This window comes from Streptomyces sp. NBC_01306, from assembly GCF_026340465.1.
Classification (GTDB): Bacteria; Actinomycetota; Actinomycetes; order Streptomycetales; family Streptomycetaceae; genus Streptomyces.
In genome coordinates this window covers 790,870-811,881 of the sequence record NZ_JAPEPC010000001.1, presented here as the reverse complement: position 1 = coordinate 811,881, position 21,012 = coordinate 790,870, and the positions used below count along the sequence as shown (strand labels likewise).

Below are 21,012 nucleotides of genomic sequence, written 5' to 3'. Positions count from 1 at the left end.
GCCAGGGCAGGCGCCGTGGCAGCCGTCAGCTGCCGATGGTCTTCCAGAAGCCACACTGGTGTTCCTGGGCGAGATCGGCCGGTTCCGTCTTCCCCGGTTGCAGCGACTGGACGTGCTGGCCGGTTCCGAACCGGGGCCAGGGCGCCGCGCCGTGGCCGTTCGGGTCGCCCGTGTGGGCGAACTGGGCCCAGTAGCGCACCATCGTTTCCGCGAGTTGGTGCTGAGCGGGTGTGGCCGGGCCGGGGAGCTGCTCGTCGTCGAAGAGATACTCCAGCTCGCTGCCGTGGAACGCTCCGGTGGGGAAGTTGGGTTTCTTGAGGGTGCTGAACCAGGGAGCTTTCTCGTCGGCGAACTCGTAGGCGTAGGTCGGCACGTGCCGGTCCAGGGTCCGGTCCCGGTCGAGGACCGTGCACCCCCAGGCCCAGTCGGTGATGACCGCGGACAGCGCCTCGCCAGGGGACTTGAAGCGGTCGGCGGGGTAGCGGGCCAGGACGCGGGCCGCGTCGCTCGGGGCGAAGAGTGTCCGGATCTGTTGCCGGTAGCCGGCGCCGGTCGTCGTCCGGCCGGTCGCGGCCTCGATGGCCGCGGTGAACAGGCGATGTTCGTCCCGGGTGGTTCCCTGGATGATGGGGACCCGGTTGAAGTGGCCGGTGACGAACCCCTGTTCGGGGCTCACGGGCAGTATGCCGGCGCCGACCGCCGGTCCGGACCCGAGTCCGTAGTCAGACCACTTGAGGAGTTCCTCCACGGATTCGGCGCGTAGGCAGGCCGCTGCTGTCCGGGGGTCGGAGCAGCCGAGCTTGGCCGCTACGTCAAGCCCGTGCCGCTCGCGCTCCGCGCGCGGCAGCGGGAACCAGGTCGGCGGACCCGGTGACCATTTGCGTCCCGTGCACTGGGCGCTCTGCAGGATCGCCTTCTGGAACAGGCCCGCTGACCCCGGTGCCACGAGATGCGCGCAGACGCTGGTGCCGCCGGCCGACTCGCCGAAGAGCGTGACGTTCGCCGGGTCGCCGCCGAATGCCGCCGCGTTGCGCCTCACCCACCGCAACGCGGCCTGCTGGTCCTCCAGGCCGAAGTTGCCCGACAGGTGCTTGGCCGGACCGTGGTCGAGCGCGGGATGGTCGAGGAATCCGAAGATACCGAGCCGGTAGTTGAAGCTGACCACGATCACCTTGCCCATGCCGGCCAGGCGCTGTGCGTCGTAAAGGCTCCCGGCGCCGTTGATGTAGCCGTTGCCGTGGATCCACACCATCACCGGCAGTTCGCGGGCGCTGCTGCGCACAGGCGTGGTGACGTTCAGATAGAGGCAGTCCTCACTGGTGCTCTGCTGGTCGATGAGCCCTGCTGCCTGTGCACACCGGTTGCCGGGTGCGGTCGCGGTCCGTACGCCCGACCAGGACGCGGCCCGCTGGGGCGACGCCCAGCGCAGCTGCCCGACCGGCGGGGCGGCGTAAGGGATCCCCTGGAACATCCGGGTGCCCGTGCCGAGGCGGCCTTCGACCGAGCCGGCGTCCGTCCTGACCACGGTGGCAGGACCGCCTTGGCCACCTTCGGCGTGCTGTGCTGCCTGCGAGGGTCCGGCTGCGCCGCTGATCATGGCGCCGCAGAGCAGAGCGGCCAGCAGGGTCCGTAGGCGCGGCCGCACCGTGACCTGCGACCTGCGATGCCCCGGTAACAGATTCCGACCTAGGGGATTCACCGGCGTTCACATCCTCAAAGAGTTCGTGTGGGGTCCACACTAATATAAAGTGCGAGGCACCCACAAAGTCAATGACCCGTGGACGAGAAGGAGATGAGCCCGATGCCGGCAAGTGACGATGAGCGGCTGCCACCTGGCCTCGCCCTGGCGTGGGGACTGACCGCCAAGTCGGGGCGACTGGGCCGGAAACCCTCGCAGAGCGTTGAGGGAATCGTCGAAGCGGCTGTCGGGCTGGCGGACGCGGAAGGCTTCGCGGCCCTGTCCATGCCGAACATCGCCAGGCGGGTGGGGCTCACCGCCAACGCGGTCTACCGGTACGTCAGTTCGCGGGACGAACTGCTGGTGCTCGCCGCCGAGGCCGCGTGGGGCCCGGCGCCGGACCTGGAAACCGGCACGGACCAGTGGCGAGCCGCGGCCGCCAGGTGGACCAGGGCCATGATCGAGCGATGCGACACTCATCCATGGCTGCCCGACCTGCCCATCCGCGGGGCGCCCGCGACCCCGAATCTGCTGCGCTGGACAGAAGTGCTGCTGGAAGCGCTTACCGGCGCCGGGCTGAGCTCTGCCGAATCGCTGGGGTGTGCGCTGCTGCTTGACGGCTACGCGCGGCGCATCGCCAGTGCCCGCCGCGACGTGCGCGACAGCAGTGCGGCGCCGGTTCAGTCGGCCGCGGTGACACGGTTCCTGCAACCGCTCCTGCATGAGCACGGCTATCCCATTCTGGCGTCCATGATGACGCACAACGAATACGACGATGCCATCGGCGACGACGAGGTGGACTTCGGCCTGACCCGGATCCTGGACGGAATCGAGGTCCTGATCGCTCGACGAACGAAGGCGCGCTGAACTGCGGCTCAACAAGCCGGAAATCGGCCCTCCGGCAGTCGGCACGGCCACGCGCCCAGGCGACCCCTGACCAGCCTGTTGGCCCGCCGGCAGTCCTGGCAGGCGGACCGTTCGGACAGGCCGGCCGGCCCGCCGGGGGAGGGGGCACTGCGTCGCGGCCCCCTGCCGTCTACATGCGTGTAGTAGCTTGCATCGCGGGGGTAACCGGGCTGTCCGGATCATGGAGGGCGACAGGTCAGGTGGCAGAGCCAAGGAGCCGGCGATGCTCCGCCCGGCTCCGAAGGCCGCCTGAATGCCCCGCCCTTGATGCCTTCGACGTACATGAGTGAGAGAACGAGCGTGACGACCGACGAGCAAGCACCGGCCACCTCCCGGACTCAGGGAGGGATGCGGAGCAGCCGTTCGATGAGAATGACGGTCCGTCCGAGGCAGAGTGAAGCCGCGGATGCGAAGAGGTTGCCGGCTGCACACGACGTCGAGTCCGAGGCGGAGTCGGTCTCACCCCACCGTCACTGGTTCCGGCCGTTCACCCGGCCGGGGGTTGCCGTGACGATGTCGGTGACCGGCATGGTCCTGCTGATTCTCGTAGGTGCCGGTGCGCCCAACAGCAACACACTCAGGTTGCCTCTGCCGATTCCGCCGCAGGCCCCCATGCCGGACCTCGCCGCCACCCTGGCCACCTTCGCTTCCATCACCCTGTCGTCCCTCGGGACGATGGGCATGCTCGGGGCTCACCGCCGCGGCTGGAGCCCCAGTCCACGGAAGCTGTTCGGCCTCGGCGCTCTGGCCGTGGCGGTCGTCGTCAATCTGACGCCCGTCGGCTCCTCCGATACGGCCAGTTACGCCGCATACGGCCGGATCTCCGCCCTCGGCGGCGATCCCTACACGACCACACCGGCACAACTCGGCGGGACCTACGCACACTGGGTCGGCAACGCCTGGCTGAACAGCCCTTCGGTGTACGGGCCGGCCGCGACCTGGTTGCAGACCACGGCGGCCCAAATCGGTGGACACAGGCCATGGTTGACCATCTGGCTGTTCATGCTCGCCAACGGTGCCGTGTTCCTCACTGCTGGATACGTTCTGCTCCGCATGGCTCCCGATCCGGTCCGGGCCGGCTTGATCTGGGTCGCCAATCCCGTGCTGATCGTGGAACTGGTCGCGGGCGGGCACCTGGATACCCTCGTCGCCGCACTCGCGGTCGGTGCCATCGCCGTGGCCGGCCAGGCCCCCCGGCTGCGCGGTGACCTGCTCATCGGCCTGCTCGTCGGCCTGGCCTGCAGCATCAAGATCAGCGCAGCCCTGCTGGGACTGGCGCTGCTCTGGCCCCTGCTGCGCGAACGCGCCTGGGGCCGAGCCACCCGGCAGACATCCGTCTGCCTGCTCGTCCTGCTCTCCGGATACGGCTTCTACGGGCTGCATGCGCTCGTGCCACTCTCCGCGGCCTCGCACATGGTCTCCGCCCCCACGCTCTGGGCGCCCGTTCAGCAGTTGGGCCAGGCAACTCTCGGCCGAGGTGCGACGAGCACCGTCATCAGCGTCGCCTGGCCCGTTCTGATGCTCGCCCTCACCCTGCTGATCCACCGCAGGATCCCCCCGGAAACCCCACTGACCGTCTCAGCGCCCTTCGCGCTGGCATTCGCGTGGGTCCTGGTGGCTCCGTATTCGATGCCCTGGTACACGGCGATAGTCTGGAGCACTGCGGCGCTGCTTCCCCGCGGCGGCCCGCCGGACCGCTGGTTGGTCCTGACGACCACCATCCTCGCCCTGGGCCACAACGGCGGTGGCCATGGCACGAAATGGTGACCACGGATGAACGGCTTGGCACTGTTCCTGACGGTGTTTCTGGCCTGCGCGGTCGAAGCGGTCGAAGCCCTGACGGTGGTTCTCGCCGTCGGTACAACCCGGCAGTGGGCCTCGGCCCTGCAGGGAAGCGTCGCCGCCCTGGCGGCCCTGGCCGTCGTCGTGGCAGCCCTGGGCCCCGCGGTGCGCACGCCGTTGGCCCGTGTGCCGGAGAACACCATGAAGTTCGCGGTCGGCACCATGCTGACCGCCTTCGGTACCTTCTGGGCCGCCGAGGGTGCCGGGGCCACCTGGCCCGGCTCGGACGCGGCCCTGCTCATCCTCGTCCCCACGATTGCAGTGCTCGCCGCGGCGGCGGTCGTATGGCTGCGCCGCACCGCCACCCCGGCGACGAGGCCGCCCGACGCCCAGCGTGACGGGGATCCCACCGGCCCGGAAGGAGACGCTCCGTGAACCGCCTCCGTACCTTCGCGCTGTTCTGGTACGACTTCGTCGTCGGGGACGACTGGCGCATCGCCGTCGGCGTCGCACTCGCGCTCGCCGCGACCGCGGGCCTGGTCCACATCGGCATCAACGCCTGGTGGCTTCTGCCGATCACCGCGGTCACCCTCCTCGGCCTCTCACTGCACCGGGCCGCACACAACACCCGCCGCTGAGCCACTCTCCTTCGCCGGGCAGTCGGCCGTCAGCGAGATCCCGGACGTGCGGGGCGCGGCGCCACGTATGCCGTGCAGGGGCCGAGTTGCTGTACGTCCGACAGCCGGTGACCGGTCCACGTCCGGGCGTACGCCGGCGGCTGTTGCCCCGCCGGGACGAGGACAGCAGTCGGCCGCTGCCCAGCGGTGTCGGTGATGCCCCGGACGGTGATGTTGGCGTTGTTGCCCGAGGTCGCGCCGGAGGCGCAGCCCGCGTAGTAGGCGATCGGGATGGCGTTGGTTCCGGTCACCAGACAGGGCCGGCTGACGCCGAGACCGAGCAGGTCGGCAGCGATCCGCCCGTAGTCGGTGTGGGCCGTCACGTTGCGGTTGACCGTGTTGGCCAGTACGGCGTACTGAATGGCCAGGTGGGCGGCGAGGACCAAGGTCACCAAGCCTGTGGCGACCGGACGGAGCTTCGGCCGGCCCGCGCCCGCGGCCAGCCACCACAGGCAGTCGGCGACCGGAAGCGCCAGCAACGCATACGTCGGCAGCAGGAAGCGCGGCGCCGCATAGTTGACCAGCAACAGATAGGGCACTGCCATCGACACCCCGCACAGTGCGGGCAGCAGCACGGACGGCAGGCGGCGGCCCTTTCGGGCGACGGCCACCCCGCCGGCGGCGAGGACAGGCAGAGCGAACCACCACAGTGAATCCGCCTTGTCCGACCACGGCACGTTGCACGGCCGGCACAGCGTGCGGCCGCTCAGCGCCCGCAACTGGTCGGCGAAGGCCAGATGCCAGCTGAAGCCACCCTCGACGCGGCCGGAGGTCTGCAGCCGGGACACCACCCCTCCGTAGCGCAGGTACGACTCCGCCACCCATTCCGCACCGCCCGCCACCAGCCCGGAGGCGATCGCGGCGAATACGGCCCAGTGACGCCACTCGCGAACCAGGAACGCCGCGCCGACAAGGGGGAGGGCGAGCCAGAAACCGTCGGGAGGGCGCAGCAGGACCACGGCGGCGAGGCAGAGCGCGGCGCCGGACAGCGCCCGGCGGTCCGTCCGCCCGGCGCCACGGCTGACCACCGCCCTCAGGAAGAATCCGGCACAGGACAGCGAGCCGAGCGCGACCCACAGATTGGGCATCGCCTGCGGCCCGTAGAACTGGGTGACCCACAACCCTGCGAACAGCACGCCTGCCAGGGCGAGCCGGGGCGCGGGCTGAAATCGCCGCCATACCCACAGTGCACCCAGCAGGCCGGCACCGGACAGCACCGCGAGGTAGCAGCGCAGCACCACGGTCGACGAGGTCAGCGCAGCTACGGGGGCCACCAGGTACGAGATGCCGCGGGCGCGCGGGGCGCTGAAGAAGGCCGCCGGGGCGTGGGAGCTCACCTGGCTCACGTACACGGCCTCGTCCCAGCCGAGCCCCAAGTGCGGCAGTACGAAGGCGAACTGCAACGACGTGAAGGCCACCGCAACTGCTACGAGCCATCCGACGCCCACACGGTACGAGGCGGGGGAAGAGAGATCACTCGGAATTCCGCTGCCCAATTTGTCCGCATAAGCGTCATTCATCCAGGTACCCTACAAGCCGCCGGCCGGGAATCCGGTGAAGGTGCTGAATCCGGCCGAAAGGGTCAACGCGGCCTGCCTGGAGCGGAGTCAGGGGCGGCGACTCTCGTGCCGGAGCGGCGGCCTCTGGCTGCCGGGGGCCTGGAGCGCAGCGGCGCCGCCGCTCCCGCCGTGCGCATGCAGCCCGCCCCGGACGTCCTGGACGCCGCTCAGCCGGCCGGACAGCCAGCGGAAGACCTCGGGAAGCAGCGGCTTCCACACCACGTTCAGATGGCCGCCGTAGGTCCGCTGCACCCATACCTTGGTGGGCGCCTTCGCGGCCTTGCGGAGCGCGAGCCCGTCCTCGTAGCCGTCGCCGTGCTGCCCGGTGAGGAAGAGCGAGGTGCGTGGCGGGTGCTTGGCGTGGGTGAGTATCCACAGCGGGTTGGTCTCGCGGCGCAGCACCGGGTCGCTCGCCGTGATCGAGTCGGATTCGGCGGCCGGGTCGTTGTAGCCGGAGAGTGCGACCCCGGCGCGGTAGCGGTCGGGGTGCTCGATGGCGAGCTTGGCGGCACAGTGGGCGCCCGCCGAGATCCCGGCGACGCCCCATCCGCGGGCCCCGGTCTCGGCCCGGAAGTTGTCGCTGACCATCTTGCGTACGTCCACGCTGAGCCAGGTGTCGGCGTCGACGACGCCCGGCACATTGGCGCAGCCGGTGTCCTCCCCGCCCAGCAGCGAGGTGCGTGGCGCCACCAGGATGAAGGGCTTGACCTCACCCTTCGCCATCAGCGGCCGGAGCTGGCGGTTCACATCGAGGTTGGAGAACCAGTCCTTGGCCGAGCCCGGGTAGCCGGGGAGTATCTCCACGACGGGGAAGTCCTTGGCCTTGAACGCAGGGTCGGAGTACTGCGGCGGCAGCCAGACGTACACCTCACCGTCCGCCCCGGACACCCGGCCCGTCAGATGCGTGACCCGTACGCCCGGCCCCATTCCGGAGTCGTCGACCGGCACAAACGTCTGCTTGACCCGCGGCCCCGCGGAGGCGCCCCGCCCGCCGGTCCCGTCGACGCCGAGGTCGGGGGCCGCGCCGACGTGGCTGGCGGTGCCGAGCAGGTCACCCCAATTGTCGTAGAGCCCGTTGGCGTTGTTGACGGCGACGAATACGGCGACTACCGCCGCCGCCTGCGCGAGGAGCACCATGCCGAACCGCACGGCGCCGCGCACCACGACGGGTCCGTCGACCTTGTGCCAGAGAAACAGCGGCACCGTAACGGCGAGGGCGGCCATCAGGACCGCGGTCACGAAGAAGGGAGTTCCGGTCAGGCTCATCACGGCAGGCAAGAGCAGCATGAGAGCCTGTCGGTTGCCCGTTTTGCCATGGATTTACGCAGGTGGGCGGAGGCCATGGGGCCTGCGCGGCTGGACCCGGTGGCAGGCGGTGGCCGGGCTGGTCGGTCAACTCGCGTACACACTCTGTACGTTGTCCTTCGGCGCGGCCCGGGCTTTCGCCGCTGGGCCGGCGGCGAAGCCCCGGAGTGCGTTCTCGGTGGTGCGGGTGACGAAGGCCCTTGTCCGGGCGTCCATCCCGTGATCACGGCAGCTGTCCCGGGTCCCGGCCATCAGCCCCTCGACCCACCGCATCGTCCCGGTGGAGAAGACACCGGCCCCGCTCGGGACGGTGTAGTACGCGGAGTCCGAGTGGCTTTTCCGGCCGTCGCAGACCAGCGGGGAGTGGGCCAGGATCTCCAGGGGCGCCGGGGTGGGCGCGCCGGGGGTGACCCGGTCGTACTCCACACCCACCAGGTGTTTGAACGAGTCGCCCCGCTTCACCCCGGTCCCCTCGAAGAGCCAGTGATCCGCGCTGTGGACGACATAGGGCGCGTCTGTGGGAAACCCCTCGTACAGGACGCCGGTCAGTGTGGACTCCGGGTCCGCGGCGGGCGGTTGGCGGAAGTCGTGGGTCGGCAGGCCGTGGTGGTCTGCGAAGTGCGGGTCGTTCGGGTAGGCGGACTTGTAACAGACCACGGTGCGGCCGGCGCCGGACGGTCCGTGTTCGAGCCTGACCCGGCGGAAACAGGTGTTGGCGCCCAGGAAGACCAGATTGGTGCCCGTGTCGCGTGCGCGGGTGACGTGTTGACGCTGTTCCGGGGTCCAGTACTCGTCGTGGCCGAGTGAGACGGCCGAGGTGGCCCCGTGGAGCACCGACGGGGTGAGGTGGATGTCCAGTCCGGTGGTGTAGGCGAGCGGGATGCCGAGCCGCTCCGCGAGGACGACCGCGGCCCGCTCGTAGACCATGAACTTCTCGGCCCCGTTCCTGTCGTACGGCCGGTCGAAGCCGACGGCCAGCGAACGTGTGATGTACGTGCCGTCCTGCCCCCGGTAAAGGCTGTACCCGCCCCAGGCGTTGTACGCCTGCCAGGTCGTCGGTGCGTGCATCAGCAGGGTCGCGCCCGAGGCGCTCGCCGAGCGGACGATCAGCGGTACGTATCGCTGGTGCCCGTTCTCCGCGTCGAGTCTGAGCAGATACGCACCGGCCGGCCAGTCTTCGGTCCGGACGCCGAGGGTGCGCTGCCAGTCCGCCCGAATGCTGCGGGTGCTGGAGATCATCCGGGACTGCTGCTGGTGCGCTCCGGCGACCCGGCCCGACCGCCAGACCAGCCGGGCCTGTGCTCCGTCGTACCAGCCGACCCGGTAGGCCGAGACCCGGAAGCCGGGGGCGGTGGTGGAGACGTGCAGCCCGAACTCCTCGCCGGGCAGCACGCTCACCTTGTCGGTGTAGCCCTCGACCGCCTCGGGCGGGCCCTGTGAGCGGATCCGCCAGTCGGGGCTGCCTGGCCTGGCCCGTTCCGCCGCGGCGGCGGCTTTCACCCCACCGGCCGACGCGTCGGGGTGGGGCAGGGCGCCGGTGCTGACGTCCGGCGACGCGTCGCATCCGGCCAGCAGGCCCGCCGTGAGGCCGGTGGCACCCACTGCGGCGGCCGTCCCGAGGAAGTGCCGGCGGTCCAGGCCCGCTCCGGCACCGTCCGGTGCGCGGCCCCGACGGCGGCCCTCGCGCTCCGTGTCCTCGCCCATCCGAACCTCTCACCAGTCCGCCCTGCCCGGTGCAGGTGTGCGTGGGTGTGCGTGCGTCGGAATCATCATGAACCGGCAGGGGATGCCCCACGAGCGCAGGACGTCCGTTCGCGGGGGTAGCGGTCCGGCTCGGTGAACGCACGGGGAGCGGCGAAAGCCACCGCGGCAGAGCAGGCTCGCGTGCGTCTGGTCGCGTCACGGGGTTCGGCGGGAGAAAAGAGCTGGCGCGCGGTCGGGCCTGTGTCTAAGGTTTGCGGTGTTCCTCCGGCGGCCTGCTGCTGCCGGTATTGGCTGACGCAAGGCAGGAGGTGTGACCGATGGCTGTCGTCATGTTGGGTGCTGTCCGCACCCGGAAGCTCATCCACTCCACCTCTGTGGCCTCCGGCTGATCCCTCTCTGATCATTCTTTCTCCGCGCCAGTGAGCGCGGTGCCGGGGCCACCCTTGTGAAGGGTCACCCCTTGTCTTTCTCTTCTTTCTCCCAGGCTTCCTCCGCTTCCGCGCACCCGCTCGCCGCTTACGGCTGGGACGCGGACTGGGAGGCCGAGTTCGCTCCGTACGCCGAGCAGGGCCTCCTGCCCGGTCGTGTCGTACGCGTCGACCGCGGGCGGTGCGATGTCATCACCACGGCCGGACCCGTCCGCGCCGACACCGAGTTCGTCGTACCGCGCGACCCCATGAAGGTCGTGTGCACCGGTGACTGGGCCGCCGTCGATCCGGCGGGCGACCCGCAGTTCGCGCGGGCGCTGCTGCCGCGCCGGACCGCTTTCGTGCGCTCGACGTCGTCCGAGCGGTCCGAGGGCCAGATCCTCGCCGCCAACGTCGACCACGCGATCATCGCCGTGTCGCTCGCCGTCGAGCTCGACCTCGGCCGGATCGAGCGGTTCCTCGCCCTGGCGTGGGAGTCGGGCGCCACGCCGCTGGTCGTCCTCACCAAGGCCGACCTGGTACCGGACCCCACCGGGCTCTCGTATCTCGTCGACGACGTCGAGACCACCGCACCCGGCGTACAGGTGCTGCCCGTCAGCTCCGCCACCGGCGACGGCGTGGACGTCCTGGCCGCCGTGGTCGCCGGAGGGACGAGCGTGCTGCTCGGAGCCTCCGGCGCGGGCAAGTCGACCCTGGCCAACGCCCTGATCGGCGCCGACGTGATGGAGGTGCAGGCCACCCGGGATGCGGACGGCAAGGGCCGGCACACCACCACCACCCGCAATCTGCTCGTCCTGCCCGGCGGCGGCGTCCTCATCGACACCCCGGGACTGCGCGGTGTCGGACTCTGGGACGCGTCGAGCGGGGTCAGCCAGGTCTTCTCCGAGATCGACGCGCTCGCCGATGAGTGCCGTTTCCACGACTGCGCCCATGAGTCGGAGCCGGGGTGCGCGGTCCTCGCGGCCATCGACGACGGCTCGCTGCCGGTCCGCCGCCTGGAGAGCTACCGCAAGCTGCTCCGGGAGAACCAGCGCATCCTGGCGCGGACCGACGCCCGGATGCGCGCCGAGATCCGGCGCGACTGGAAGCTGAAGGGTGCGGAGGGCCGGGCCAACATGGAGGCCAAGCGCGGCAAGGTCCGCAAACCCTGAACCAGCCGGGTCCCCGGCCCCGGGTGCGCTGTCCGTTTTCCGCCAGCCGGGGCCCGGAGACCGGGGCACACTGGTCTCGTGATGGATGAAGAGACCAGGTACGAGGCGGTGAGCAGCCGCGACGCGCGCTTCGACGGGGAGTTCTTCTTCGCGGTGCGCACCACCGGGATCTACTGCCGGCCCAGCTGCCCGGCGGTGACCCCCAAACGCCGGAACGTTCGTTTCTACCCGACGGCGGCGGCGGCCCAGGGCGGCGGATTCCGCGCCTGCCGCCGCTGCCGGCCGGACGCCGTGCCCGGTTCCGCCGCCTGGAACATCCGCGCCGACGTCGTCGGCCGCGCCATGCGCATGATCGGGGACGGGGTGGTCGACCGCGAGGGTGTGCCGGGCCTCGCGGTACGGCTCGGGTACAGCACCCGGCAGGTCCAGCGGCAGCTGACCGCCGAGGTCGGCGCGGGTCCGGTCGCACTGGCCCGCGCACAGCGCTCGCACACCGCGCGCGTCCTGCTCCAGACCACCGGACTGCCGGTCACGGAGATCGCGTTCGCGTCCGGTTTCGCGAGCGTGCGGCAGTTCAACGACACCATTCGGAAGATCTACGCCCGCACGCCGAGCGAGCTGCGGGCCGAGGCCGCCACCGTCGTGCCGGGGGCCGCCGCCGGGACGGCTGCCGGTATCCCGCTGCGCCTCGCCCACCGCGGCCCCTATGCGGCACGGGAGGCCTTCGACCTGCTGGCACGGGAGACGATCCCGCGGATCGAGGAGGTGCTCGGCACGTCCGGCTCCCGCACCTACCGGCGCACCCTGCGGCTGCCGTACGGCTCGGGCATCGCCGCTGTCAGCGAGCGGTCGGCCGGGCGCTGGCTGGACGCGCGGATCCACCTCACCGATCTGCGGGACCTGACCACCGCCGTGCAGCGCCTGCGCCGGCTCTTCGACCTGGACGCCGATCCGTACGCCATCGACGAACGGCTCTCCGCCGACCCGCGCCTCGCACCGCTCGTCGCGCGCCGCCCTGGGCTGCGCTCGCCCGGTGCCGCGGAGCCCGAGGAGTTCGCGGTACGGGCGCTGGCCGGGCGGGAGAAGTCGCAGTGGCTGGTCGAGCGCTACGGCACAGCACTCGACCAGCCCTGCGGCGGCCTCACCCACCTCTTCCCCGCACCGGCCGAACTCTTGGCCGACGAGCCGTCGCTGGGCGCCGTGTCCGGCGTACGCCTCGACCCGGGGGCCGACCGCGACGAAGCCGAACAGGCGCTTCTCGCGCTGCCCGGCATGACCCCGCGGGCGGCGGCGCTGATCCGGATGCGGGCGCTCGGCGACCCCGATGTGGCGCTCGCCGGTGAGCCGGGCGCGGAGATCTGGCGGCCCTGGCGCTCGTACGCCCTGCGGCACATCTGGCTCGATCAGCCGTGAGCACCCGGTCAGCCATGAGCACGTGAGCATCTGGCCGGCCGCGGGCGGCAGGGTGGCGGTGCGCCGGGGGAGTGCCTACCGGGTCACTCCAGGCCCCAGCTGTGGATCTTCGTGGGGCGGATGCGGATCAGCTCGTCGCTGAAGTGCGGGCCCAGCTCGTGCGGCCCGGTCAGCAGCTCGGCCTCACCTCTGATGTCCACCCCGCGCACCGACCACGGCTGCACGCTCACGATGTCGTCCACGACCAGTGCGACCTTCGGGTTGGCCTGCAGATTCCGCCACTTCTTGGTGGTGCCGAGGGCGTACCCGCCGATCAGGATCGTCCCGTCCTCCTGCGGAAAGAAGCCGACCGGGTTCGCCTGCGGCTGCCCCCTGGGGTCGACGGTGGCCAGCCTTCCCAGGCGCTGGGTGGCGAGATACGCGCGTTCGGCATCGGTGAATTCACTCATGCGCCAAGCATCGCGCGCGGACCCCGCCACCGCATGGGTGGCGCGGCCCGGGTGCCGGTGGCGCCACGTGGTGTCACGTGGTGTCACGTGGCGCCATGCGGTGCCACTGGATGCGCCACAGGAGGCGAGGCGTCACGTGGCATCGCATTGACTCGGATTGATGTCAGTACGTTTCCGCAGGTCAGGGGTGTTCTGCTAGCTCCGGCCGACAGTTGCCTCGCTTACCGCCTTGCGCATGGCGCCATAGTGGTGCCACTATGACGTCATGGACCTCACGCCGTATGTCGACACACTCCGCCGCGAACTCGCGGTGGCCGCCGAAGCCGGCGGCGAGGAAGCCCGCGAGCTGGCCGAGCGGCTCACCGCTCCCCTGGAGTCGGCGACCCGACTGGCGATGCTCAATGTGCTCTCCGCCGCGATGGACGAGATCACTCGTGAACTCGCCCCCGGGTCGGTCGACGTACGACTGCGCGGGCTCGACCCCGACTTCGTGGTGACGCGGCCGGCGGGCGGCGAGGCGTACGAGGACAGGAGCGGGCCCGCCGAGCTGCTCAAGGCCCCGGCACCCGCCGACGGCGACGACGGCGGCACCGCCCGTGTCAATCTGCGCCTGCCCGCCCACCTCAAGGCGCGGGCCGAGGAGGCCGCGAGCCGTGAGGGCCTGTCGGTCAACGCGTGGCTGGTACGAGCCGTGTCGGCCGCGGTCGACGGCGGCGCCCCGTCGCGTACGACGGAGAAGACCCGCACCACCCGGAGTACCGGACAGAGCTTCACGGGCTGGGTGCGCTAGCCCCGCCCGACCCACCGCAGAGCCACTCCACTTCAAACCCAACCCACTTCAGACCCACACCACGTCCCACCAGCGGGGACGCCATGAAGACCCAAGAGGACGGGACAGCCATGCCTACTTTCGACGCTCCTTTCGCCACCCCCGAACCGATCTCGGCCACCGCCCAGGTGGACGCCGGATCCATCCGGTTCATCGCGACCGACCGTGTCGACACCGTCGTCGATGTGCAGCCCCGTGATCCGAAGAGGAACCAGGACGTACGGGTCGCCGAGCAGACCGAAGTGCGGTACGCGAGCGGTCTGCTGACCATCAGGACACCCAAGCAGCGCTACATCATCGGGCGCACCGGCAGCGTCGACGTGACGGTCGAACTGCCCACGGGCTCGCGGGTGGACATGACCGGCGCCTGGGCCCAGGTGTACGGCGAGGGCCGGCTCGGCGAGGTCCGTGTGAAGACCTCGTCCGGCGACGTCCGCTTCGACACCACCGGGCCGCTGCATGTGGCGGCGTCCCACGGCAGTATCACCGTGGACCGCGTCGAGGGCCCCGCGGAGATGGCCACCAGCTCCGGCAGTATGCGCATCGGCACCATCGAAGGCGCCGCCGTCCTGAAGAACTCGCACGGCTCCACGACCGTCGGCGACGCGATGGGCGATCTGCGGGTCAACGGCTCCAACGGCGACATCTCCATCGAGCGCGCCCGGACCTCGGTCACCGCCGCCACGGCCAACGGCGCCGTGCGCGTCGGCGATGTCTCCTGCGGCACCGTCAAGTTGGAGACCTCCCACGGTGCCATCGAGATCGGCATCCGTGAGGGCACGGCCGCCTGGGTCGACGCTGGCTCGGGTTTCGGCAAGGTGCACAACGCGCTCGGGGCGTCCGACAGCCCGGACAAGACCGAGGACACCGTCGAGGTCAGGGCCCGTACGAGCTACGGCAACATCGACATCCGCCGCGCCCGGGCCTGACCCGTCCGATCTCCTGAGGATCACGGCCACTTCACCGTTCAGCACGCCTTCGAAGGGGAGGACCCCATGCATTCTGTTGTCATGCCCACGCTCAGGCGGGGAGGTCAGCAGCCGGCCGCCGCCGTCTCCGCCACCGATCTGTGCAAGTCGTACGGCGACAAGACCGTCCTCGACGGCATCGATCTGCGGATCCCGCCCGGCACCGTGTTCGCGCTGCTCGGGCCGAACGGCGCCGGCAAGACCACCACCGTGCAGATCCTGTCCACGCTCATCTCCGCCGACAGCGGGCAGGCCCAGGTCGCCGGCCACGACGTCGTCACGTCGCCGGACGGTGTGCGCGCGGCGATCGGCGTCACCGGGCAGTTCGCCGCACTCGACGACCTGCTCACCGCCGAGGAGAATCTGCTCCTCATGGCCGACCTGCTGCGCCTCGGCAAGCGCGAAGGACGCAAGCGGGCGGGGGAGTTGCTGGAGCGGTTCGAGATCGCGGACGTCGCGCACAAGCGCGCCGCGTTCTTCTCCGGAGGGATGCGGCGCCGGCTCGACCTCGCCATGACGCTGGTCGGCGACCCACAGGTGATCTTCCTCGACGAACCGACGACCGGTCTTGACCCGCGCAGCCGTCGCACCATGTGGGAAACCGTGCGATCGCTGGTCGCCGGCGGCGTCACCGTCTTACTCACCACGCAGTACCTGGAGGAGGCCGACCAGTTGGCGGACCGGATCGCGGTGCTCGACCGCGGGCGGATCGTCGCCGAGGGGACGGCCGACGAGCTCAAGGCGCAGATCCCCGGCAGTCATGTACGCCTGCGGTTCAGCGGCCCCGACGAGTACGAGCGCGCCGCCGCCGCCTTCCCCGGTGCGGCCCGGGACGACGACCAGCTCGCCCTGCGCGTCGCGGGCGACGGCGGCCTCGATGCGCTGCGCGCCCTGTTCGACCGGCTCGACACAGCCGGGATCCGTGCCACCGGCTTCTCCGTGCACACCCCCGACCTCGACGACGTGTTCCTCGCGCTGACCGGCGGGGGCAGCACCAACACCGCGCTCCATGTGAAGGAGACCCATGTGAAGGAGACGCATGTGAAGGAGACCGCGCGATGAGCACCCTCACCTACGCCGTGCACGACTCGATGACGATGCTGCGGCGGAACGTGAAGCACGCGATCCGCTATCCGTCCGTGGGGCTCGGCAGCGCCATGACGCCGATCCTGATGCTGCTGCTGTTCGTGTACGCCTTCGGCGACTCGATCGGCGCCGGCATGGGCGGCGGCCGGGACGCGTATCTGAACTATCTGACGCCCGGCATCATCATCATGGGGGTGGCCGCCGGCTCGATGTCGACCTCGATCGCGGTCTGCACCGACATGACCGAGGGCATCATCAACCGCTTCCGCACCATGAACATCACGCGCTCGTCGTTCATGACGGGGCATGTCATCGGCAGCGTCGTCCAGACGATGCTGAGCGCCGTGCTGGTCGTCGGTGTCGCGCTCGCCGTCGGCTTCCGGTCCGGGGCGACCCCGCTGGAGTGGCTGGCCGCGGCCGGCCTCCTCGCGGCCATCGCCTTCGCGGTTACCTGGCTGTCCACGGCGCTCGGCCTGATCTCCAAGACCGTCGAGTCGGCGAGCAACAAGCCGTTGCTCGTCCAGTTCCTGCCGTTCCTCGGCTCGGCGTTCGTGCCGGCCGGGTCGATGTCGCCGGGCTTGCGCTGGTTCGCCGAGTACCAGCCGTTCACGCCGATGACCGAGACGCTGCGAGGCCTGCTCTCCGGCTCGGAGATCGGCAACGACGGCTGGATCTCGCTCGCCTGGTGCGCCGGTATCGCCCTGGTCGGCTACGTCTGGTCGCGGTCGCTCTTCAACAGCAGCACCAAGCGCTGAGCATCCGGCCGCGCGAGGGCGGGCCGCTCACTCACCGGCAGGGAGTGAGCGGCCCGCCCTCGCGTCCGTACTCGGGGTCTGTCCGCGCTCAGGGCCTGTCCGCGCTCAGGGCCTGAGTACGGACAGCAGGCCGTATCCGTCGCGGTGGCCTCCCGCTGTTTCAGGCGGGCAGGCCCCAGCGGGCGGCCTGTTCGTTCGGTGTGACCGGCCGCACCGTCAGATCCGGGCGGTCGCCCGCCGCGGTGATGAGCGCCGACTCGCCCCTGTGGAGCGTGATGACGACGGTGCCATCGCCCGCGTCCTCGTAGCGCAGCGCGTGCCCGTGGCCGTCGCGTACGTCGACGGGTCCCGTGATCCCATGGCGCACGGCACACGGTGCGCCCGCCTCACTGGTCACCCTGACCCAGCGGTTCACCCCCTTCTCCCGTACCGCACTGAGCAGGAACGCCCCCTGCGTACGGAAGTCGTGGAGTACGAGGTCGCGCCAGGCCGCCGGGACCGCCGGGAAGACCCTGATCACGCCGCCCCACGACTGGCAGAGCATGTCGTGCAGCGACTGCGCCGCGGACAGCGGCGTCTCGATGACCGGACCCGACTCCTTGTACATGGTGTTCGCCTGGATGAAGCGGGCCATCAGCTCGCCCAGGTACTTCAGCGCGTCCTCGCCCTTGCCGAGCAGCGCGGACATCGACGTGGCACCGGTGAACGTGTAGCCCTGGAGAGCCCCTTCGAAGCCGACCCAGTGGGCCAGCGACTTCTCGATCAGCGCCCGTTCGTCCGGGGTGCGACCGGTCAGCTCGTAGAGCGGGTAGACCGCGAGGAGATGCGAGTAGTGGCGGTGGGACATCGCGAAGGGGACACCCGCACCGATCATGAAGCCGTTCTCGTCGACCGGGTACGGCGTCAGTTTGGCCAGCACCTCCTGCCAGCGTTCCTTCAGCGGGTCCTTGACGCGCAGGGTGCCGGCCGACTCGACCAGGGTGCGGCAGCCCCAGCGCAGCAGCATCAGGTCGTAGTTGGTGTCCGGGGCGTCGACGCCGTACTCCGGCGAGAAGGTGGCCGGCAGATGCAGCTTGCCGTCCTTGCCCGGGGTCAGGAAGTGCAGGTAGTAGTTGACGGCCTTGCGCAGCAGCGGGAAGAGCGTGTCGCGCAGGATCCGCTCGTCCATGGTGTGGCGGTAGCTCAGCCAGACGTTGTGCAGTGCCCAGGTGAGGTTGCCGACCTCGGGCGTCGGCGGGTCCTCGCCGGGGATACCCACGCCGTAACCGCCGTTGGCGACGGCCGCCCCGTTGACCAGCTGGGGGTCGGTGGTGCGTGGGATGCCCGCCGAGTCCTTGCGGTACGGCGCCGCCAGCTGGTTCGACAGGTTCTCCCGGAACTCGCCCAACGCCCGCGTCACCGCGTCGAGTTCCAGATGGTTCGAGCCGTGGATCAGCCAGTACTCCAGCTGGACGTTGAGATTCCACCAGGTGTTGGGCCAGGGCGTCGGCTCCAGCCAGGGGCCCGACGTCGCCATGACGGGCGCGTCGGCACGGGCGGCGGACGCGACCTTGTAGAGCTGGATCCAGTAGAAGCGCTGGATACGGGCGTCGGGTACGGAGAGGAAGCTCTTGCGGTAGTAGCCGTGCCACCAGGCGCGGTGGGTCAGCGCGTGTACGTCGAAGGGGACCGGCGCCACACCGCGTATCAGCCGAACGGCCCGGTCGAGTGCGGTGTTCTTCGGATGGGAGTGCGCCACGGTGACGTACAGCGTGCGCCGTGTGCCGTGGGCGCGTTCCTGCCACGCGGTCACGTGCTGGCCGCCCGCGAGGAGCGGCTGCACGGCGGTCGTCACCCCGCTGTGCTCCTCGGTCACCGCGGGCGGATTGGCCGTGTAGCCGTCGGGGAGCGGCTTCGACGCGGCACGCGGGCTGATCGACTCGGCCGGGTGGAAGACCCAGCGGAAGTCCTTCTCGCCGCTGCTCGGAGTGATCTCCACGGCCAGTACGGAGAGCGAGTTGTGGACCAGGGCACGCAGGGTGAGGGTGCCGCGGTCGGTGGTCAGCGTGCCGGTCAGCTCGGCGTCGCGCAGGCCCAGCCGCCAGTCGATGCCGGTGATGGTGCCGGCCGGTTCCAGCGTGAAGTAGCCGATGGGCAGCCGGGCGAGACCGAAGAGCGAGCCGAACTCGGGGCGGTGGTCCGTGACCTCGGAGTGCTGGACGTTGAAGCGGACCGCGTTCCGGCCGGGCTCGGCGTAGATGCCCGAACCGAGGTAGCCGTTGCCGAGGTACGGGCCTTCGTACCAGGTCTTCGGCATCTTCTGCCAGACGAGGTCGGCGTCGTCGAGAATCGCCTTCCAGCTGTCGTCCGATGACTGGACGGCCGTCGGCGTGATCCGGGGCGTGGCAGTGGCGGCGTCGCGCGGGGCGGCCTGTGCGGGTACGGCGGCCAGGCCCCCGGTGAGCAGGGCGCCGCCGATGGCGGTGCCTGTGGCGAGAACGGTTCGTCGTTTCGGTGGTTCGGGTACAGCGGCCATGACGCCTCCCGGCGGCTCGTAACACCATGAATTCATCCGAGCTATCCACCGTAGAAAGGTAGACACGGCACTGAGGTGCGTCAATGAGTCGGGAGAGATCCCATGTATTGCTGTCCGTCGGGACGGAAAGGTGCTAGCCCCAGATGACGGCGCCGAGCCAGGCGCCGATGACGGTGAGGCAGGCGAGCAGTTCGACGAGAATCGCTGTCCCGATGGCCCGCATGACCGTACGGGTGGACGCCCGGCCGGCCCGGTGGCTGCCGAGCCGCACCCGCTCCGCCCCGTAGATCCCTCCGATGAAACCGGCGATACCGCCGAGCACGGGCACGATGAAGAAGCCCACGATGCCCGCGGCCCCGCCGATGTACACCGTCTTGCGCGGCGCCCCGGACTCGCGCGGACGGCGCGTGGGCAGCAGCGGACGGAGCGCCTGATTGAGCAGCAGCAGGGCCGTGGCACCGGCGAGGACGCCCCAGGCCAGGCCGGTGGTGTCGGTCAGTGCCCACCACGCGGCGGCGGCCCAGACGATCGCCGGCCCCGGCACACCGGGAACCAGGACCCCCACCAGGCCGAGCAGCATCACCAGGCCCACCGCGACGAGCTGCCACAGACTCATCTGCCAAGCGTGCCGGAAGCGACCGGCTCCCGCAGCGCGGCGCCGGGCTTCCGGCCGACGGCGCCGTACAGCGGAAGCGGGCCGGACGAATCCGGCGCGGGCGACCGGCAGGTGCGCGGGGCGCGACCCACCCGGCCCGGTCAGCCGCTCCCGTCGGGGGAGCCGACCGGCGCTTTCCGGCCCGGCGTGTTCCGGTCGGGGGTCCTGGCGACCCAGCCCTTCTCGTACGCGTGCCAGCCCAGCTGCAGCCGGGTGGTGACCCCCGTCAGTTCCATCAGGCCTTTTACCCGCCGCTGCACCGTCCGCAGCCCCAGCTCCAGCTGTTTGGCGACGCTCGCGTCGGTCATCCCGGCGAGCAGCAGCGAGAGGATCTGCAGATCCGTGGCATCGGGGCCGGGCTCACCGTCCTCGGCGACCTCTCCACCGGGACCCAGCCGCAGGGGCAGCGCTTCCCGCCACACTGCTTCGAACAGTCCCCGCAGTGATTCCAGGAGCCCGCTCTCGTGGACGACCAGCGCGGAAGGCTGCGCGCCCCGGCCGGTCAGCGGCACCATCGCCAGGCTCCGGTCCGCGATCACCAGCTTCGTCGGCACCCGGTCGACGACGCGTACCTGCTCCTCGCGGCCGAGCGCCTCGGCCAGCGCGGCTGTCCCGCCCGGCTCCTCCAGGACCACTCGCTCCAGCACGACCCGGTACGAGACCCCGCGGCTCGCCGCCCGCTCCTCGGCATCGTTGTCACCGCCGGACACCGCGATCGGACTGCCGCCGGTCACCAGCGCGCAGACCTCGTCGGCCGCGCCCAGCTGCAACTGCAGGAAACGCTGGGACACCGCGTTCGCCCCGGTGACCACCTCCACCAGGTCGAGTACCGCCGGCTCCCTGGCCTCCGCCCTGAACTCCTCGACCAGCAACGCGGCTGCCAGCTCGGCCTGTTCCAGCTCATGGCGGTGCTGGGTGAGCAGGGCCCCCAGCGCGACCCCCGGCGGCGCGGCCACCCACCTGCCGGTCCTGGCGGACGACTGCGCGGCCAGTCCGTGCCGTTCGAGGCGGCGCAGGGCGCGTTCCGTGTCGGTCTCGGAGAGCTGGAGCCGGTGCGCGAGATCGGCCACATCGGCCGCGCCCAGCGCGACGAGTGAGCGGTACGCCGACTCCTGGAGGTCGTCCAGACCTATGACACCGAGCAAGGGAACC

General features: G+C 70.6%; 18 protein-coding genes. 10 read left to right on the top strand and 8 right to left on the bottom strand.

Annotation, left to right across the window (positions count from 1 at the left end):
* Nucleotides 1-25: 25 nt before the first annotated feature.
* Nucleotides 26-1,645 (bottom strand): carboxylesterase/lipase family protein, encoded by a 1,620-nt coding sequence (locus OG385_RS03565; protein ID WP_266851741.1) that lies wholly within the window; start codon nucleotides 1,643-1,645, stop codon nucleotides 26-28.
* A 132-nt stretch (nucleotides 1,646-1,777) separates the two neighbouring features.
* Here OG385_RS03565 and OG385_RS03560 point away from each other — a divergent pair, with 132 nt between their 5' ends.
* The 4 genes from OG385_RS03560 (at nucleotide 1,778) to OG385_RS03545 (ending at nucleotide 5,004) form a co-directional block, all read left to right on the top strand.
* The gene (locus OG385_RS03560) at nucleotides 1,778-2,545 is read left to right on the top strand and encodes a TetR/AcrR family transcriptional regulator (protein WP_266851740.1); all 768 of its coding nucleotides are present in this window, start codon (nucleotides 1,778-1,780) and stop codon (nucleotides 2,543-2,545) included.
* A 546-nt stretch (nucleotides 2,546-3,091) separates the two neighbouring features.
* Nucleotides 3,092-4,351 carry a hypothetical protein gene (locus OG385_RS03555; RefSeq protein ID WP_266851739.1) on the top strand — a complete coding sequence of 420 codons (1,260 nt, stop codon included), beginning with the start codon at nucleotides 3,092-3,094 and terminating at the stop codon, nucleotides 4,349-4,351.
* 6 nt (nucleotides 4,352-4,357) lie between these two features.
* Nucleotides 4,358-4,801, top strand: coding sequence for a hypothetical protein (locus OG385_RS03550; protein ID WP_266851738.1), 444 nt, complete (start codon nucleotides 4,358-4,360; stop codon nucleotides 4,799-4,801).
* Nucleotides 4,798-5,004, top strand: coding sequence for a hypothetical protein (locus tag OG385_RS03545; RefSeq protein WP_266851736.1), 207 nt, complete (start codon nucleotides 4,798-4,800; stop codon nucleotides 5,002-5,004). Before OG385_RS03550 ends, OG385_RS03545 begins: the two co-directional genes overlap by 4 nt.
* A gap of 29 nt (nucleotides 5,005-5,033) precedes the next feature.
* On the opposite strand, the gene OG385_RS03540 is transcribed toward OG385_RS03545, so the two are convergent.
* The 3 genes from OG385_RS03540 to OG385_RS03530 all read right to left on the bottom strand — a co-directional run bounded on the left by OG385_RS03540 (nucleotide 5,034) and on the right by OG385_RS03530 (nucleotide 9,611).
* Nucleotides 5,034-6,563 carry a hypothetical protein gene (locus tag OG385_RS03540; protein ID WP_266851734.1) on the bottom strand — a complete coding sequence of 510 codons (1,530 nt, stop codon included), beginning with the start codon at nucleotides 6,561-6,563 and terminating at the stop codon, nucleotides 5,034-5,036.
* Nucleotides 6,564-6,650: 87 nt separating this feature from the next.
* Entirely contained in the window at nucleotides 6,651-7,868 is a 1,218-nt protein-coding gene (locus tag OG385_RS03535; RefSeq protein WP_266851732.1) for an esterase family protein, read from the bottom strand.
* A 126-nt stretch (nucleotides 7,869-7,994) separates the two neighbouring features.
* Nucleotides 7,995-9,611: a N,N-dimethylformamidase beta subunit family domain-containing protein gene (locus OG385_RS03530; RefSeq protein ID WP_266851730.1), complete on the bottom strand. Its 1,617-nt coding sequence runs from the start codon at nucleotides 9,609-9,611 to the stop codon at nucleotides 7,995-7,997.
* A gap of 460 nt (nucleotides 9,612-10,071) precedes the next feature.
* Between OG385_RS03530 and rsgA the strand changes: the two genes are divergently transcribed.
* Together rsgA and OG385_RS03520 are read left to right on the top strand one after the other, a co-directional pair.
* Complete coding sequence (gene rsgA, locus OG385_RS03525; protein ID WP_266851728.1) at nucleotides 10,072-11,190, top strand: ribosome small subunit-dependent GTPase A; 1,119 nt, start codon at nucleotides 10,072-10,074, stop codon at nucleotides 11,188-11,190.
* A gap of 81 nt (nucleotides 11,191-11,271) precedes the next feature.
* Complete coding sequence (locus OG385_RS03520; protein ID WP_266860604.1) at nucleotides 11,272-12,603, top strand: DNA-3-methyladenine glycosylase 2 family protein; 1,332 nt, start codon at nucleotides 11,272-11,274, stop codon at nucleotides 12,601-12,603.
* 83 nt (nucleotides 12,604-12,686) lie between these two features.
* Here the strand turns inward: OG385_RS03520 and OG385_RS03515 are convergent, their stop codons facing one another.
* A complete protein-coding gene (locus OG385_RS03515; protein WP_266851726.1) occupies nucleotides 12,687-13,052 on the bottom strand; it encodes a PPOX class F420-dependent oxidoreductase in 366 nt (121 codons plus the stop codon).
* 265 nt (nucleotides 13,053-13,317) lie between these two features.
* On the opposite strand from OG385_RS03515, the gene OG385_RS03510 reads away from it, so the two are divergent.
* The 4 genes from OG385_RS03510 (at nucleotide 13,318) to OG385_RS03495 (ending at nucleotide 16,690) form a co-directional block, all read left to right on the top strand.
* The gene (locus OG385_RS03510) at nucleotides 13,318-13,842 is read left to right on the top strand and encodes a toxin-antitoxin system HicB family antitoxin (protein WP_266851724.1); all 525 of its coding nucleotides are present in this window, start codon (nucleotides 13,318-13,320) and stop codon (nucleotides 13,840-13,842) included.
* A 110-nt stretch (nucleotides 13,843-13,952) separates the two neighbouring features.
* Complete coding sequence (locus OG385_RS03505; protein WP_266851722.1) at nucleotides 13,953-14,810, top strand: DUF4097 family beta strand repeat-containing protein; 858 nt, start codon at nucleotides 13,953-13,955, stop codon at nucleotides 14,808-14,810.
* 81 nt (nucleotides 14,811-14,891) lie between these two features.
* The gene (locus OG385_RS03500; RefSeq protein ID WP_266851720.1) at nucleotides 14,892-15,911 is read left to right on the top strand and encodes an ATP-binding cassette domain-containing protein; all 1,020 of its coding nucleotides are present in this window, start codon (nucleotides 14,892-14,894) and stop codon (nucleotides 15,909-15,911) included.
* Nucleotides 15,908-16,690, top strand: coding sequence for an ABC transporter permease (locus OG385_RS03495; RefSeq protein ID WP_266851718.1), 783 nt, complete (start codon nucleotides 15,908-15,910; stop codon nucleotides 16,688-16,690). The genes OG385_RS03500 and OG385_RS03495 overlap by 4 nt, the downstream gene beginning before the upstream one ends.
* A 160-nt stretch (nucleotides 16,691-16,850) precedes the next feature.
* On the opposite strand, the gene OG385_RS03490 is transcribed toward OG385_RS03495, so the two are convergent.
* From OG385_RS03490 to OG385_RS03480, 3 genes are all read right to left on the bottom strand, one after another.
* Nucleotides 16,851-19,205 carry a Tat pathway signal sequence domain protein gene (locus tag OG385_RS03490; protein ID WP_266851716.1) on the bottom strand — a complete coding sequence of 785 codons (2,355 nt, stop codon included), beginning with the start codon at nucleotides 19,203-19,205 and terminating at the stop codon, nucleotides 16,851-16,853.
* 133 nt (nucleotides 19,206-19,338) lie between these two features.
* The gene (locus tag OG385_RS03485; RefSeq protein WP_266851715.1) at nucleotides 19,339-19,821 is read right to left on the bottom strand and encodes a DUF456 domain-containing protein; all 483 of its coding nucleotides are present in this window, start codon (nucleotides 19,819-19,821) and stop codon (nucleotides 19,339-19,341) included.
* A 140-nt stretch (nucleotides 19,822-19,961) separates the two neighbouring features.
* Nucleotides 19,962-21,005, bottom strand: a complete 1,044-nt coding sequence (locus OG385_RS03480; RefSeq protein WP_266860602.1) for a helix-turn-helix domain-containing protein — start codon at nucleotides 21,003-21,005, stop codon at nucleotides 19,962-19,964.
* Between the last annotated feature and the right edge of the window lie 7 nt (nucleotides 21,006-21,012).

Coding starts and splice junctions, on each gene's coding strand:
- OG385_RS03520 (WP_266860604.1), top strand. CDS start 11,272: ATGGATGAAGAGACCAGGTACGAGGCGGTGAGCAGCCGCGACGCGCGC.
- OG385_RS03530 (WP_266851730.1), bottom strand. CDS start 9,611: ATGGGCGAGGACACGGAGCGCGAGGGCCGCCGTCGGGGCCGCGCACCG.
- OG385_RS03550 (WP_266851738.1), top strand. CDS start 4,358: ATGAACGGCTTGGCACTGTTCCTGACGGTGTTTCTGGCCTGCGCGGTC.
- OG385_RS03495 (WP_266851718.1), top strand. CDS start 15,908: ATGAGCACCCTCACCTACGCCGTGCACGACTCGATGACGATGCTGCGG.
- OG385_RS03490 (WP_266851716.1), bottom strand. CDS start 19,205: ATGGCCGCTGTACCCGAACCACCGAAACGACGAACCGTTCTCGCCACA.
- OG385_RS03505 (WP_266851722.1), top strand. CDS start 13,953: ATGCCTACTTTCGACGCTCCTTTCGCCACCCCCGAACCGATCTCGGCC.
- OG385_RS03510 (WP_266851724.1), top strand. CDS start 13,318: ATGGACCTCACGCCGTATGTCGACACACTCCGCCGCGAACTCGCGGTG.
- OG385_RS03540 (WP_266851734.1), bottom strand. CDS start 6,563: ATGAATGACGCTTATGCGGACAAATTGGGCAGCGGAATTCCGAGTGAT.
- OG385_RS03515 (WP_266851726.1), bottom strand. CDS start 13,052: ATGAGTGAATTCACCGATGCCGAACGCGCGTATCTCGCCACCCAGCGC.
- OG385_RS03485 (WP_266851715.1), bottom strand. CDS start 19,821: ATGAGTCTGTGGCAGCTCGTCGCGGTGGGCCTGGTGATGCTGCTCGGC.
- OG385_RS03535 (WP_266851732.1), bottom strand. CDS start 7,868: ATGAGCCTGACCGGAACTCCCTTCTTCGTGACCGCGGTCCTGATGGCC.
- OG385_RS03500 (WP_266851720.1), top strand. CDS start 14,892: ATGCCCACGCTCAGGCGGGGAGGTCAGCAGCCGGCCGCCGCCGTCTCC.